12 protein-coding genes are annotated in these 14,636 nt (G+C 60.7%); 11 read left to right on the plus strand and 1 reads right to left on the minus strand.

The genetic code is table 11. The annotated features are described in order from the left end of the window. Positions 1–14: 14 nt before the first annotated feature. From AACZ26_RS00455 to AACZ26_RS00495, 9 genes are all read left to right on the plus strand, one after another. Positions 15–1,604 carry a sugar ABC transporter ATP-binding protein gene (locus tag AACZ26_RS00455; protein ID WP_339618318.1) on the plus strand — a complete coding sequence of 530 codons (1,590 nt, stop codon included), beginning with the start codon at positions 15–17 and terminating at the stop codon, positions 1,602–1,604. Then, complete coding sequence (locus AACZ26_RS00460) at positions 1,601–2,626, plus strand: ABC transporter permease (protein WP_339618319.1); 1,026 nt, start codon at positions 1,601–1,603, stop codon at positions 2,624–2,626. The genes AACZ26_RS00455 and AACZ26_RS00460 overlap by 4 nt, the downstream gene beginning before the upstream one ends. Next, positions 2,619–3,665, plus strand: a complete 1,047-nt coding sequence (locus AACZ26_RS00465; RefSeq protein ID WP_339618320.1) for an ABC transporter permease — start codon at positions 2,619–2,621, stop codon at positions 3,663–3,665. Before AACZ26_RS00460 ends, AACZ26_RS00465 begins: the two co-directional genes overlap by 8 nt. 30 nt (positions 3,666–3,695) lie before the next feature. Next, positions 3,696–4,745: a rhamnose ABC transporter substrate-binding protein gene (gene rhaS, locus AACZ26_RS00470; protein WP_339618321.1), complete on the plus strand. Its 1,050-nt coding sequence runs from the start codon at positions 3,696–3,698 to the stop codon at positions 4,743–4,745. 87 nt (positions 4,746–4,832) lie between these two features. Then, positions 4,833–6,299 (plus strand): L-fucose/L-arabinose isomerase family protein, encoded by a 1,467-nt coding sequence (locus AACZ26_RS00475; protein WP_339618322.1) that lies wholly within the window; start codon positions 4,833–4,835, stop codon positions 6,297–6,299. Positions 6,300–6,309: 10 nt separating this feature from the next. Beyond that, positions 6,310–6,663, plus strand: coding sequence for an L-rhamnose mutarotase (locus AACZ26_RS00480; protein ID WP_339618323.1), 354 nt, complete (start codon positions 6,310–6,312; stop codon positions 6,661–6,663). A gap of 144 nt (positions 6,664–6,807) precedes the next feature. Beyond that, a complete protein-coding gene (rhaI, locus tag AACZ26_RS00485) occupies positions 6,808–7,974 on the plus strand; it encodes an L-rhamnose isomerase (protein ID WP_339618324.1) in 1,167 nt (388 codons plus the stop codon). A 58-nt stretch (positions 7,975–8,032) separates the two neighbouring features. Further along, positions 8,033–10,084, plus strand: a complete 2,052-nt coding sequence (locus AACZ26_RS00490; RefSeq protein WP_339618325.1) for a bifunctional aldolase/short-chain dehydrogenase — start codon at positions 8,033–8,035, stop codon at positions 10,082–10,084. 78 nt (positions 10,085–10,162) lie between these two features. Next, entirely contained in the window at positions 10,163–11,560 is a 1,398-nt protein-coding gene (locus AACZ26_RS00495; protein WP_339618326.1) for a rhamnulokinase family protein, read from the plus strand. Between the two features lie 6 nt (positions 11,561–11,566). Here the strand turns inward: AACZ26_RS00495 and AACZ26_RS00500 are convergent, their stop codons facing one another. Continuing rightward, positions 11,567–12,559, minus strand: coding sequence for a Gfo/Idh/MocA family oxidoreductase (locus AACZ26_RS00500; protein ID WP_339618327.1), 993 nt, complete (start codon positions 12,557–12,559; stop codon positions 11,567–11,569). A gap of 116 nt (positions 12,560–12,675) precedes the next feature. Between AACZ26_RS00500 and AACZ26_RS00505 the strand changes: the two genes are divergently transcribed. Together AACZ26_RS00505 and AACZ26_RS00510 are read left to right on the plus strand one after the other, a co-directional pair. After that, a complete protein-coding gene (locus AACZ26_RS00505; protein ID WP_339618328.1) occupies positions 12,676–13,308 on the plus strand; it encodes a GntR family transcriptional regulator in 633 nt (210 codons plus the stop codon). Between the two features lie 8 nt (positions 13,309–13,316). Then, positions 13,317–14,585 carry an alpha-hydroxy acid oxidase gene (locus AACZ26_RS00510; protein ID WP_339618329.1) on the plus strand — a complete coding sequence of 423 codons (1,269 nt, stop codon included), beginning with the start codon at positions 13,317–13,319 and terminating at the stop codon, positions 14,583–14,585. The last annotated feature ends 51 nt before the right edge of the window (positions 14,586–14,636 follow it).

Raw genomic sequence — 14,636 nt, forward strand, 5'->3', positions numbered from 1 at the left:
GGCACGACAGTTCAATGGCGACTGAAGCAGAAAAGTCAGCGGCATCACCCGCCTCTGCACCCCCCGCGCTCAGCCTCAAGGGCGCATCGAAGACGTTCGGCCCGGTTGTAGCCCTAGCGGACGGAACGATCGAGGTTCTCCCCGGAGAGATTCACGCACTCGTCGGCGAGAACGGTGCGGGCAAGTCAACCCTTGTCAAGATTCTCGCAGGCGTGCACTCACCCGACGGAGGCGAGTTCCGGGTCGCTGGCAAGAGCGCCCAGTTCCGCAACGTCAGCGAAAGCAAGGCAGCAGGCATTTCGGTCATCTACCAAGAGCCAACCCTGTTTCCTGATCTCAGCGTCGCCGAGAACATCTTCATCGGGCGCCAACCCAAAGGTCGCTTCGGCCTCATCAGCCGCAGTGAGATGCGCCGCAAGGCAGCAGAACTCTTCGAGACTCTCGGCGTTCCGATCGATCCTGACCGCATCGCCGACGGCCTCTCGATTGCCGACCAACAGATCATCGAAATCGCGAAAGCAATCTCGCTCGACGCCAACGTGCTCGTCATGGACGAGCCAACAGCGGCGCTCTCCGGAGTAGAAGTAGAACGACTTTTTAGCGTCGCTCGCGCACTGCGCGACAAAGGCGCCGGCATCCTCTTCATTTCTCACCGCTTTGAAGAAGTCTTCGACCTGTCCGACCGCATCACCGTCATGCGCGACGGCCGCTACATCCAAGTGCACAGGACCGCGGATGTAACTGTTCCCGAAATCGTGCAAGAGATGGTTGGTCGCGAACTGGGTGAGCTATTCCCGAAAGAGACCGCCGAAATCGGCGACGTTGTCCTCAAAGTCGAGAACCTCAACAGCGCAGGAACGTTCACTGGAATTAGCTTCGAAGTCCGTGCAGGAGAGATTGTGGCTCTCGCTGGCCTCGTCGGCGCCGGCCGCACCGAGGTGGCCCGTGCCATATTCGGTATCGACTCCTACGACTCCGGCAGCGTTAGCCTCCACGGCAGAACGCTCAAGCCGCACAGCCCACGAGATGCCATTGCAGCCGGAATCGGATTCGTACCCGAAGACCGCCGCAAGCAAGGACTTGTGCTCGACCTCTCCGTCTCCCGAAACGCCACTCTTACCCTGCGTAACTCACTCGCGCGCTTCGGTCTTATCTCGGGGCGCCGTGAGCGCGAAGCAGCTGAAGAGTGGTCGCAACGACTGCAGGTCAAGACGGGTTCGCAGGATCTCGCCGTCTCAACCCTCTCCGGTGGAAACCAGCAAAAAGTCGTACTGGCCAAGTGGCTCGCCACCGACCCGACGTTTCTCATTGTCGATGAACCCACTCGTGGCATTGACGTAGGAACGAAGGCTGAAGTCCACAGGCTCATCTCCGATCTTGCAGGACGCGGCATCGCCATCCTCATGATTTCTTCAGAGCTACCCGAGGTGCTCGGAATGGCAGATCGCGTTCTTGTCATGCACGAGGGCCGGATTTCGGCCACCCTCAACCGCTCAGAAGCGTCAGCCGAGCTAGTGATGCAGGCCGCGACAGGCAACCATGATGTGCTCGACGTGAACCGCCCCAACCTCGAAACGCCTATTGAAATGGAGGCGGGCAAGTGAGCACCGTGACCCACGCACCGGCCGCGCCACGAACGAGCGCGCTCAAGCGCTTCATCACTGCACGAGAGATTCCCGTAGCGAGCGCCCTCATCGCGCTGATCATCATCACGACGATCATCAACCCTCGTTTCCTTTCGCCGCAGAGCACAAAAGACTTGATGTTGAACGCCACCATCATGGTCATTCTGGCCGTGGGGCAGGCGCTCGTCATCATCACCCGCAACGTTGACCTCTCGGTCGGTGCGATCCTCGGGCTCGTTGCTTTCGGCACAGGCACCCTCTTCGATATTTTCCCCAACATCCCCCTGATCTTGGTCTTCGTAGTCGGTATGGCTTTTGGAGGAGTGCTCGGCGCCATCAATGGGGTACTCGTGACCTCAGCGAAGGTGCCAGCGCTAGTAATCACGCTGGGGACTCTCTACATTTTCCGCGGAGTGCTCACGAGCTGGGCCGGCTCCACACAGTTCTTCTCTGGCGACAACCCCAAAGCCTTCGGCAACCTGTCCGTCGACACCTTCCTCTCGATCCCGATCATCACGATCATTGCCTTGGTCATTACCGTGGCTGTCGCGATGTTCATGAGTTCTGTTCGAAGCGGCCGCGACCTCTACGCAATTGGCTCGGATCCAGACGCCGCGCGGCTGTTCGGAATTCCCGTTCCCGGGCGAGTCCTCAGCGCATTCATCGCATGTGGCGCCTTGACGGGGCTTGCCGGGGTTTTATACACCTCGCGCTACAACTCCGTAGGTGCTCTCACCGGCTCCGGGATTGAACTCGATGTTGTTGCCGCGGTGGTCGTCGGAGGCGTCGCGATCTTCGGCGGCTCCGGCACAGTCGCTGGTGCCGCGATCGGTGCTGTGCTGCTTTCCACCATCACGGGGGCGCTTACTGCAACCCGTGTCGACAAATTCTGGCAGCAAGCGATCGTGGGTGTACTCATCCTGGCCGCGATCATCATCGACCGAGTCGTTGCGCTGCGAAAGACCCGCAAGCTGCGAGCGAAAGAGGCAAAAGATGTCTGAGACCACTACTCGACGCTCACGCGGTCAGTTGAGCCAGCGCCTGCTCGGCCATGATGCCGTGATCTTCTACATTCTGATTGCCGTTGTGGTCATCTCCATGGTGTCCGTCAACTTCTTTGCCTCAACACTCACCGTGGGGTTCCTTCTTATTCAGGTCATCCCGATCCTGCTCATCGCGATGCCGATGGCACTCGTGATTGTTTCAGGCGAGATCGACCTCTCGGTTGCATCAACCGCAGGGCTGACAAGCGCCGCGATGGGTGTCTTGTGGCGCGATAGCGGCCTCGATATCGGAATCGTTATTGCGCTCTCAATTCTTATCGGAGTGGTGTGTGGAGCGTTCAACGGATTCCTCATCACGACTCTGGGCCTGCCGTCGCTCGCCGTGACAATCGGAACATTAGCGCTATACCGAGGCCTTGCCCTCGTCGTGATTGGTGACCAGAAAGTCGCGAGCTTTCCGAAAGAACTCAACGCATTCGTGCTCTCCAAAATCGGGAACACCGGGATTCCCGTAATGATGATCTTCGTGCTGATCGTGATCGCCTTCTTTGCGGTTCTCCTTCACTTCACCCCCTTTGGCCGTGGTCTTTACGCGCTGGGCTACAGTCCGCAAGCTGCAACTTTTGTAGGGGTTCGGGTCGGGCACGCCAAATTCTGGCTGTTCGTGGGCACCGGAGTGGTGTCATCGATGGTGGGTGTGTTCCTCACACTGCGACTGGCAAGCGCCGGTCCCGACAACGGAACGGGCCTAGAACTCAGCGTGATCGCTGCAGTGCTACTCGGCGGCGTCTCGATTTTCGGCGGCAAGGGAAACATTCCTGGCGTGGTTGGAGGAGTGCTGCTGATTGGCACTCTCACGTACGCACTTCGGCTCGCAAAGGTGCCCGAGACGGCACTGATCATTGTCACCGGCGGATTGCTTGTGCTCTCCGTTGTTGCCCCCAGCGTCATCGGCTGGGCCAAAGAACGTATTCGGTTGAACCGGATGCACCGAGAAGTCCAGGGGCAGAACGCCCCAGGCACAACCAGCGCCTAAGCACCAGGCGTCTTTACGAAAGGAAGAACAATGAAGTTGTTTTCCACGAACAGCAACGGTCGCCGTATCGGCACTGTTGCTGCAATCGCAACCGTGGTGGCGCTCGCCGCGACCGGTTGTGCTGCAACTGACGGTGGCGATGCCGGCGGCGGCGATGCCGGCGCTGGAACCATCGCCTTCCTCCCCAAGCAGCTCAACAACCCCTACACCGACGTGGTTCTTGGTGGAGGTGCCGAGGGAGCAGATGCAATTGGCTACGACTCTCAGGTCCTCGGGCCCCTTGAGGCAAGCGCAAGCGCTCAGATTCCGTTCATCGAACAGGCAACGCAGGAAGGCACGAACGTTATTGTCATCGCGGCTAACGACCCCGATGCCGTAGGGCCTGCACTTCAGACGGCACGCGAAGCTGGCGCGAAGATTGTGGCGTTCGACTCTGACACCAACCCCGACTACCGCGACATCTTCATCAGCCAAGTTGTTGCCAAGGATGTCGCACTGATTCAGCTGGAGATCATCTCCGAGCAGATCGGTGGATCTGGTGAAATCGCGATCCTGTCGGCAACGGCAACCGCGACCAACCAGAACGAGTGGATCAAGTTCATGGAAGAAGAACTCGCTTCGAACCCTGACTACTCGGACATCACGCTCGTAGCCAAGGTCTACGGCGATGACGACGCCGACAAGTCCTTCCAAGAGACCCAGGGACTGCTCTCGTCGTACCCTGACCTCGCGGGCATCATCTCGCCCACAACAGTCGGTATTGCTGCAGCAGCCAAGTACATTTCGACCTCGGACTACAAGGGCAAGGTCGCTCTGACTGGTCTTGGACTTCCGAACGAAATGCGCGAGTTCGTCAAGGACGGCACCGTTCAAGAGTTCGCTCTCTGGGACCCTGCACAGCTCGGCTACGTTGCAGCATTTGCTGGCAAGGCTCTCGTTGATGGAACCATCACTGGCGCAGAAGGCGACACCTTCGACGCTGGCGACATGGGCGAAATCACTGTGGGAGCGAACGGTGTAGCCATCGTTGGACCGCCGACGCGCTTCAACGCAGACAACATCGATGAGTACGACTTCTAACTAGCCGCTTGCTTCTCCGGGTCGGCTGAAAAGCCGACCCGGAGAAACACACTTCGCCACAACCACCAGACTAGATTTTCGGAGCCGATGATGTCCCTTACTCCAGCTTCAGAACTGCTTCCCGCCAAAACCCGTCGCAGCACCCGCATTGGCCTTGTCGCCGGCGGCCTCGCAGCCTACTGGCCACAGTTCCCCGCGCTCCTCCCTCAACTTCAGGAGTCGAGCAAGTACGTCACCGACCGGTTCACCGCACTTGATGCAGAAGTCGTCGACGTCGGATTCATCTCGGATGCCCAAGAGGCCACCGTCGCGGCAGAGAAATTGCGGCGCGCTGATTGCGACCTCATCGTCATCTTCCTCACCACCTACCTCACGGCATCCATGGTTCTTCCGATTGCCCAGCGCTCAAAGACTCCGGTGCTCGTGATTGATCTGCAGCCAACCGAGGCGATGGATCACGCCAATTTCGATACTGGAAAGTGGCTAGCGTATTGCGGCCAATGCCCTGTACCCGAAGTAGCCAACGTCTTCAAGCGTGCAGGTATTGAGTTCCGCAGTGTTTCCGGGCACCTGAAAGATGAACGTGCGTGGACTCGCATCAATCGCTGGGTAAACGCGGCAAAAGTACGCGCCACGCTTCGCCACGCCCGTCACGGCCTCATGGGCCACGTCTACCCGGGCATGCTCGATGTCTCGACCGACCTCACGTTGGTATCGAGTCAATTCGGCTCACACGTTGAAGTCCTTGAATTCGACGACCTGCGTGTTCGAGTCGACGAAGTGACCGATAACCAAGTCGCCGATCGCATGAAACTCGCCCGCGAATTGTTCACTCTCGACGAGTCCGTTCGCGAAGAAGACTTCGCCTGGGGTGCCAAAGTCAGCGTTGGGCTTGATCGGTTGGTCGAGGACTTTGATCTAGACTCCGCTGCGTACTACCACCGCGGACTCAATGGTGAGCTGCACGAGCGTCTCGGCGCAGGCATGATTCTCGGCTCATCACTACTCACTGCTCGCGGTATTCCCTTTGTCGGTGAATATGAGTTGCGCACCAGTTTGGCCATGCTCGCCGCACACACCATCGGCGCAGGAGGATCATTCACAGAAATCCAGGCGCTCAACTTCTTTGACGACGTAGTGGAAATGGGTCACGACGGACCAGCCCACCTCGCAGTGTCGGAGCGTGATCCGCTGCTGCGCGGCCTCGGGGTTTACCACGGCAAACGTGGCTACGGGGTATCCGTTGAGTTTGATGTGAAGCAGGGACCGGTCACGACTTTCGGGATCGGTCAGGATCGCGACGGCAGCTACACGTTCATCACTAGTGAGGGAACTGTGACTTCTGGGCCGCTGCTAGAAATTGGCAATACGACCTCGCGAGTGAGCTTCGGCGGCGACCCGGGCGAGTGGGTCGATGAATGGTCGCAGACTGGCATTGGCCACCACTGGGCACTCTGCGTTGGCCATATTGCTGGCGACATCCATGCTGCAGCAAGCCTCCTCGGAATTGAACACCGCCACGTCGACATGGCCGACCTTCCCCAATGGCGTTAGGAGGGCATCCGTGAACCGATACTGCTTTCAGCTGCAAGTGAAGCCTGACCACATCGACGCCTATAAGGCAGCGCACGCTGCTGTGTGGCCCGAAATGCTTGAGGCCCTTGCTGCAACCGGGTGGCACAACTACTCACTCTTTCTTCGCGCCGACGGACTATTGATTGGCTACGTCGAGGCAGACGACCTTGCTGCCTCGCAACGAGCAATGGCAGCGACCGACGTGAACTCTCGATGGCAGCAAACCATGGGCGAGCACTTTGTTGATCTCGATGTTCCACCCGATGAGGGTTTCATCTCGCTCACTGAAGTGTTCAATCTCGAGCATCAGCTCGACGCCAGCAGGAGGGGGCCGCATGAATGAATTGTCTCACCAAGTAACTCGGATTAGACTCACTTTGAATCGATTCATTTACACGATTCCCTCAGCCGCTCGCGAGCGAACGCTACTCGTCGCGACCCCATAAATCTCAACCCGCCGCACCTTCAGCAGAAAGTAAGAATTCCCATGGCGCATTTCAGCTCAATCGCATCCCGCCTCGAAGAGCAGGCCATCGAACTCCCCTCGTGGGCTTTCGGCAACTCGGGCACTCGGTTCAAGGTCTTCGGCACCCCAGGAACCCCACGCACCCCCGAAGAGAAGATTGCGGATGCCGCCCAGGTCAACAAGTACACGGCACTGTCGCCGACTGTTGCCCTGCACATCCCGTGGGACAAAGTAGAGGACTACAGCGCGCTGCGCAGCTTTGCGAACGAGCACGGCGTTGAACTCGGAACCGTGAACTCAAACACCTTCCAAGACGACGACTACAAGTTTGGGTCGCTCACGCATGTCGACCCGACAATTCGCCAGAAGGCCATCGATCACCACTTCGACTGCATCGACATCATGGGCCAGACAGGGTCACGCGACCTCAAAATCTGGCTCGCCGACGGATCAAACTATCCCGGCCAGGCTGACCTTCGTGGCCGCCAAGACCGCCTCGCCGACTCGCTGCAGAAAATCTACGACCGCTTGAGCGGCGAACAGCGCATGGTGCTTGAGTACAAGTTCTTCGAACCCGCTTTTTATCACATGGATGTTCCGGACTGGGGAACCAGCTACGCCCAAGTTGCCGCTCTCGGCGAGCGCGCACTCGTGTGCCTCGACACCGGCCACCACGCTCCCGGCACCAACATCGAGTTCATCGTGATGCAGTTGCTGCGCCTCGGCAAGCTCGGCTCCTTCGACTTCAACTCACGTTTCTACGCTGACGACGATCTCATTGTGGGTGCCGCTGACCCCTTCCAACTGTTCCGCATCCTGCATGAAGTTGTTCGTGGCGGCGGCTACGGCGCCGACAGCGGTGTGGCCTTCATGCTCGACCAGTGCCACAACGTCGAAGACAAGATTCCCGGCCAAATGCGTTCGGTGCTCAACGTGCAAGAAATGACCGCCCGCGCACTGCTCGTCGACACGGATGCTCTTACAGCAGCCCAAGACGCTGGCGATGTACTCGGTGCCAACGGAATCCTGATGGATGCCTTCTACACGGATGTTCGCGGTGACCTTGCGGCCTGGCGCGAGTCGCGCGGCTTGCCCGCCGACCCGATGGCGGCGTACGCGGCATCCGGCTACCAACAGAAAATCGCCGAAGACCGCGTTGGTGGCGTGCAGGCTGGTTGGGGAGCCTAAAGCGACCGCACGATCGCTCCCTCTCACACCTTTCGCCTCTGACACTTAGGACACCTTAATGACGAACCCCACTGCAGCTGAGCTCATCGCCCGCTCCAACCGACTCGGTTCTGACCCCCGCGTCACCAACTACGCCGGCGGCAACACCTCAGCCAAGGGCACCGAGACCGACCCTGTCACGGGCGAGCCTATTGAGCTCATGTGGGTCAAGGGTTCCGGCGGAGACCTTGGCACACTTACGGAATCTGGCCTCGCCGTGCTGCGCCTCGACCGTTTGCGCTCGATGACGAACGTCTACCCTGGCGTTGAGCGCGAAGACGAAATGGTTGCGGCGTTCGACTACACCCTTCACGGTAAAGGTGGCGCTGCGCCATCCATCGACACCGCCATGCACGGACTCGTGGATGCTGCCCACGTCGACCACCTTCACCCCGACTCGGGAATCGCCTTCGCTACGGCGAAAGATGGCAAGAAGCTCACCAAGAAAGCCTTCGGCGATAAGGTGGTGTGGGTTGACTGGCGTCGCCCCGGCTTCCAGCTCGGGCTCGACATCGCTGAGATCAAAGCAAAGAACCCGAAGGCGATCGGCTGCATCCTCGGTGGTCACGGAATCACCGCATGGGGTGACACGAGCGACGAAGCAGAAGCGAACAGCCTCTGGATCATCACCACCGCCGAAGAGTACATCGCGGCTAAAGGCAAGAAGGCCCCGTTCGGCCGCACTGTCGCCAAGAACGCGGCACTGCCCGAAGGCGAACGCCGCGAGAAGGCTGCTGCGCTAGCCGCAACGATCCGTGGCATCGCCAGCCATGACCGCCCCATGGTCGGTCACTTCACTGACTCCGACGAGGTACTCGACTACCTCGCCTCGGCCAACGCCCCCAAGCTCGCAGCCCTCGGCACGAGCTGCCCTGACCACTTCGTGCGCACCAAAGTCAAGCCACTGCTGCTCGACCTGCCAGCCAACGCTTCGATCGAGAGGAGCATCGAGCGTTTGAAAGAGCTGCACGAGGAGTACCGCAAGGATTACACCGCGTACTACGACAAGCACGCGAGCGATGACTCCCCCGCGATCCGTGGAGCCGACCCGCTTATCGTTCTCGTTCCCGGCGTCGGCATGTTCAGCTACGGGGCCAACAAGCAGACGGCCCGTGTTGCTGGCGAGTTCTACGTCAACGCCATCAACGTCATGCGTGGAGCCGAAGCGATCTCGACCTACGCGCCCATCAGCGACGCCGAGAAGTTCAACATCGAATACTGGGCGCTCGAAGAAGCCAAACTGCAGCGGATGCCCAAGCCCAAGTCACACGCGACGCGCGTTGCCCTCGTGACCGGCGCAGCATCCGGCATCGGCAAGGCCATCGCTACGCGCCTCGCTGCGGATGGCGCCTGCGTCGTCATTGCTGACCTCGACCTCGAGAAGGCTCAGGCTGCTGCCGCCGAGATCGGCGCTGCGTATTCAAACCCGGCCGATGTCGCGATCGGCCTCAAGGTCAACGTGACGGATGCCGCAGCCATCGACCGCATGGTGCAGGATGCCGTGCTCGCTTTTGGCGGCATCGATATCGTCGTGAACAATGCGGGCGTTTCGCTCTCGAAGCCGCTGTTGGAGACCACGGAGCAGGATTGGGACTTCCAGCACGACATTATGGCCAAGGGCTCGTTCCTTGTGTCGAAGGCGACCGCACCGGTGCTCATCGAGCAGGGCATGGGCGGCGACGTCATCTACATTTCGTCGAAGAACTCGGTTTTCGCTGGCCCCAACAACATCGCCTACTCGGCCACGAAGGCCGATCAGGCACATCAAGTGCGGTTGCTTGCTGTCGAGCTCGGTGAGCACGGCGTGAAGGTTAATGGCATCAACCCCGATGGCGTGGTGCGCGGTTCTGGCATCTTCGCTGCGGGTTGGGGCGCCAACCGCGCCAAGACCTACGGCGTAGAAGAGGAAGACCTTGGCAAGTTCTACGCTCAGCGCACGATCCTCAAGCGTGAGGTTCTGCCCGAGAACGTCGCGAACGCGGTCTCCGTGCTCACGGGCCCCGACCTCAGCCACACGACTGGACTGCACATTCCGGTCGACGCTGGTGTTGCGGCGGCGTTCTTACGATGAGCGCTGGAGCTATGGCAATCGCGTCAGCGGTTGCGCGACGCCAGCTCCGAGGGAGCCTGCGACCGAGGCGGTACTCGCATGTTGCCTAAAGCCGTCGCCGCCGTTGACCTCGGCGCGACGAGTGGCCGGGTCATGCTCGGCCATGTCGGGCACAATGAGCTCAGCGTGCGGCCTGTTGCACGCTTTCCCAATGGTCCGGTAAGCCGTGAAGACGGCTTGCACTGGGATATCGATGCGCTGTACTCAAGCGTGCTCGCGGGCTTAGCAGCTGCCGTTCGCGAAGAACCACAGCTATCGAGCATCGGCGTTGATTCGTGGGCTGTTGACTATGCGTTGATGGAGGGCGGGCGGATGATCGCTCCCCCGTTCCACTACCGTGACGAGCGCACGGCAGCCGGGGTCGAGCGGGTGCATGCCATTGCCGATCACGCCGAGTTGTATGCGTCGAACGGGCTGCAGTTTCTGCCGTTCAACACCCTCTATCAGTTTGCTGCCGAGCAGAACCTTGCGGGCGCCGATAGCTTCTTGCTTGTTCCGGATCTCATCAACTACTGGTTGACGGGGCGTCAGGTCGCTGAACAAACTAACGCCTCAACAACGGGGCTGCTCAACCTAGCGACCGGTCAGTGGGATGACGCTCTCATCGAGAAGCTCGGCTTCTCCCGCACCCTGTTCCCTGAGCTGGTCACTCCCGGCACAACGCTGGGGCCGGTGCGCGACGAGTTCGGCATCCGTGCCGACGTGGTCGCCGTGGGATCGCACGACACGGCATCCGCTGTCGTCGCTGTGCCAGCCACGGGCGACGACTTCGCTTACATCTCGTGTGGCACCTGGGGGCTCGTGGGTGTTGAGCTGGGCTCGCCCGTGCTCACCGAGGCAAGCCGGGCCGCGAACTTCACGAACGAGGGCGGTGTCGACGGGCGGGTGCGTTACCTGCACAACATCATGGGCTTGTGGTTGCTGAGCGAGTGCGTGCGCGAATGGCAGAAGGATGACGCGAGCGTTGACCTTCTCGAGTTGTTGGCTGCAGCATCCGCACTGACCGTGCGCGTACCCACCTTTGACGCAAACGACCCGCGCTTCATGGCCCCCGGTGGGATGCCTGAGCGCATCGCCGAGTGGTGCACCGAACACGATCTCCCGGCCCCGCAATCGCGCGTCGAGTTTGTGCGCAGCATCATCGAGAGCCTCAGCGTTGTATTTGTGGATGCCGTACGCACGGCCTCGGATCTCTCCGGAAAGTCGGTGTCGGTCATCCATATCGTCGGCGGTGGTTCGCAGAACGAGTTGCTCTGCCAACTGATCGCGGACCGCAGTGGAATGCCGGTGCTCGCGGGCCCCGTTGAAGCGACGGCCATTGGCAATGTGCTTGTTCAGGCGCGGGGTCAGGGTTTTGTTGAGGGCTCGCTTGAGGCGCTGCGTTCACTCGTCGCTGCGGCGTTTTCGCCGAAGCGGTACTTTCCGACTGCGCGCTAACGCTCGTTAGCCCTCGTCGAGCATCGGGTAGGTCAGCGCGATCTGGCGACGAATCTCGTCGAGGGTGCACATGATCTGCACGCTCTCGGTGGGCGAGAGAATGTCGTTGGCAAGTTCACCTGCGGCGACGAGGCGCTCAAGTTCGGCGGCTTGAAACTGCATGCCCCGACCAGTGGTGCGTCCGTCAAATTCTTCGACGACGTTTCCGTCGGCATCGAAGCGCGTATAGGCGGTTGGCGCGTACCAGGTCTCGGCGATCTCGATGCGGCCTTCGCTGCCGACGATGACGGCGCGGGTTGGCCCACGAAGGTCAAGCGTTGTCTGCAGCACGGCTTGAGCCTCGGTGCCGTAGCTCAAGATCATTGCGGTTTGCCGATCCACGTCGGTGGCTGTCTTGGTTGCCACTGCGACGACGCTGCTAGGAGCTCCGAGTACGTCGTAGGCAAACGACAGCGGGTAGATGCCGAGGTCGAGCAGGGCTCCTCCACCGAGCAGCGGGTTGTTGATCCTGTGCAGGGGGTCGCTGGACAGGTTCTGGTTGTGGTCGGCGATCACGCTGCGGATCGTGCCGAGGGCACCACTCTTAATGAGTTCACGAATGCGCACCATGTGCGGCAGGTAGCGCGTCCACATGGCTTCAAGAACGACAAGACCCAGTTCGGATGCCCGAGAGACAACGTTCTCGGCCTGAGCCGCGTTCATCGTGAACACCTTTTCTACGAGAACATGCTTGCCGGCGTTGAGCGCGAGCAGAGCGTGCTCTTCGTGGAAGGGATGGGGAGACGCAACATAGATGGCGTCAACGGTGGGGTCGGCAACGAGTTCTTCGTAGCTGCCGTGCACGGTCGGGATTCCGTATTCTGCGGCGAACTTAGCTGCCGCTTCTGCGGTGCGAGATCCGACCGCGACGACGTTGTGGCCGTGTTCGATGAGGTCGCTGGTTTGTAGCCCCGCGATCCAGCCCGTGCCCAGAATTCCCCACGCCAGTTGCTTTGTCATGCCATCTCCTTTGTTGCGCACAAACACATATCAGGTCAACCTAACAGGTCGCTATTCTGCTTTGTCATACATTCTGCTAGATTGTTTGACAATCCACACGACGACGAGGGAGCCGCATGATCGAGAACGCCGCAGTGCTGCCCGATACTGTCGCCCACAAACTTCGAGCCGACATCATTTCGCAGAAGGATGCGCCAGGCTCCGCCATCACCGAATCGGCTGTCGCGCTCCGTTTCGGAGTCGCCCGCCCCACCGCGCGAATCGCGATCGATCGACTCGTCGCCGATGGACTCTTGCGTCGTGAAGCCCACCGCGCCGCCCGCGTTCCCGAACTCAGCTACGACGACGTTCTCGACCTCTTCGACACCCGGTCCACCGTCGAAGCTGCCGCGATGGCCGCACTCGCCGAAGCCGGCGCTATCCCCGCAGAAGCGCTCGCCGCTCACCGCGCCCTCACCGCCACCGATGATTTCGCGCATCACGACATCGAGTTCCACCGGGCGCTTGTCGCCGGTCAGCCCAGCTCACGACTCACTCGCCTGCACGAACTGCTCATGGGTGAAATCGAACTATGCATCGGGCAGGTTCAATCCGCCCAGCTCATCACCGCCCACGAGGTGGCCGAACAACACCAGGGCATCCTCGATGCCATCACCGCCGGGGATGCCGCGAGCGCTGAGCAACTCACCCGCGACCACATCTTGGGGGCGCGCGATCGCCTCCTAACCCACCTCGACACCGACAACTAAAGGCAACCATGGTCAAGCGTCAATTTCCGAACCCCGTAGAGCTCGCGAAGCTCATGAAGTTCAAGGCACCAGAGCTCAACGGCAAGAAGCGCCGCCTCGATAGCGCCCTCACGATTTACGACCTCAAAGACATCGCCAAGCGACGCACCCCCAAAGCCGCCTACGACTACACGGATGGCTCGGCCGAAGGCGAGATCTCGCTGAGCCGCGCCCGCCAGGCCTTCGAAGACATCGAGTTCCACCCCTCGATCCTGCGCGACGCCTCGCACGTCGACACCACCACCCAGATTCTCGGCGGCACCTCAGCCATGCCCTTCGGCATCGCACCAACCGGCTTCACTCGCCTCATGCAGACCGAAGGCGAGATTGCTGGCGCGGGCGCAGCGGCGGCAGCAGGAATTCCGTTCACTCTCTCGACGCTGGGCACGACATCCATCGAAGATGTGAAGGCCGCCAATCCGAACGGCCGCAACTGGTTCCAGCTGTATGTCATGCGCGAACGCGAGATCTCGTACGGCCTCGTCGAGCGCGCGGCAGCCGCAGGCTACGACACTCTGATGTTCACGGTCGACACCCCGGTTGCCGGTGCGCGACTGCGGGACAAGCGCAATGGGTTCTCCATCCCTCCGCAGCTGACGGCAGGCACCATCCTCAACGCCATCCCGCGCCCGTGGTGGTGGTTCGACTTCCTCACGACTCCCCCGCTCGAGTTTGCATCACTCGCGACCACGGGCGGCACTGTGGGCGAACTGCTCGACTCGGCCATGGATCCGTCGATCAACTACGACGACCTCAAGATCATCCGTGACATGTGGCCAGGCAAAATCGTGATCAAGGGTGTGCAGAACCTTGAAGACTCGAAGCGCCTCGCTGATCTGGGCGTCGACGGCATCCTGCTCTCCAACCACGGCGGGCGCCAGCTCGACCGCGCCCCCATCCCGTTCCACCTCTTGCCCGAAGTCGCCCGCGAAGTCGGCAGCGATGTCGAAGTGATGGTCGACACGGGAATCATGAACGGAGCGGATGTCGTTGCCTCGATGGCGCTCGGCGCCAAGTTCACCCTCATCGGTCGCGCTTACCTCTACGGGCTCATGGCCGGCGGGCGCGAGGGCGTTGACCGCACGATCCAGATTCTGTCGGAGCAGATCGTGCGCACGATGAAACTGCTCGAGGTCACGAGCATCGACGAGCTCGAGCCGAAGCACGTGACTCAGTTGCAGCGGTTGGCTCCGCGCGCCGTTGCCCCGAGTGCGGCCGCTGCGGTGCCCGCGAAGTAAGACCACTCGCGCCGCAGGCTGTGGTGGGTTGCCGCGCGAGTTCTCTGGCCC

It is taken from the genome of uncultured Salinibacterium sp. (assembly GCF_963974405.1).
GTDB lineage: Bacteria > Actinomycetota > Actinomycetes > Actinomycetales > Microbacteriaceae > Rhodoglobus.

Coding starts and splice junctions, on each gene's coding strand:
- AACZ26_RS00455 (WP_339618318.1), top strand. CDS start 15: ATGGCGACTGAAGCAGAAAAGTCAGCGGCATCACCCGCCTCTGCACCC.
- AACZ26_RS00465 (WP_339618320.1), top strand. CDS start 2,619: ATGTCTGAGACCACTACTCGACGCTCACGCGGTCAGTTGAGCCAGCGC.
- rhaS (WP_339618321.1), top strand. CDS start 3,696: ATGAAGTTGTTTTCCACGAACAGCAACGGTCGCCGTATCGGCACTGTT.
- AACZ26_RS00475 (WP_339618322.1), top strand. CDS start 4,833: ATGATGTCCCTTACTCCAGCTTCAGAACTGCTTCCCGCCAAAACCCGT.
- rhaI (WP_339618324.1), top strand. CDS start 6,808: ATGGCGCATTTCAGCTCAATCGCATCCCGCCTCGAAGAGCAGGCCATC.
- AACZ26_RS00490 (WP_339618325.1), top strand. CDS start 8,033: ATGACGAACCCCACTGCAGCTGAGCTCATCGCCCGCTCCAACCGACTC.
- AACZ26_RS00495 (WP_339618326.1), top strand. CDS start 10,163: ATGTTGCCTAAAGCCGTCGCCGCCGTTGACCTCGGCGCGACGAGTGGC.
- AACZ26_RS00500 (WP_339618327.1), bottom strand. CDS start 12,559: ATGACAAAGCAACTGGCGTGGGGAATTCTGGGCACGGGCTGGATCGCG.
- AACZ26_RS00505 (WP_339618328.1), top strand. CDS start 12,676: ATGATCGAGAACGCCGCAGTGCTGCCCGATACTGTCGCCCACAAACTT.
- AACZ26_RS00510 (WP_339618329.1), top strand. CDS start 13,317: ATGGTCAAGCGTCAATTTCCGAACCCCGTAGAGCTCGCGAAGCTCATG.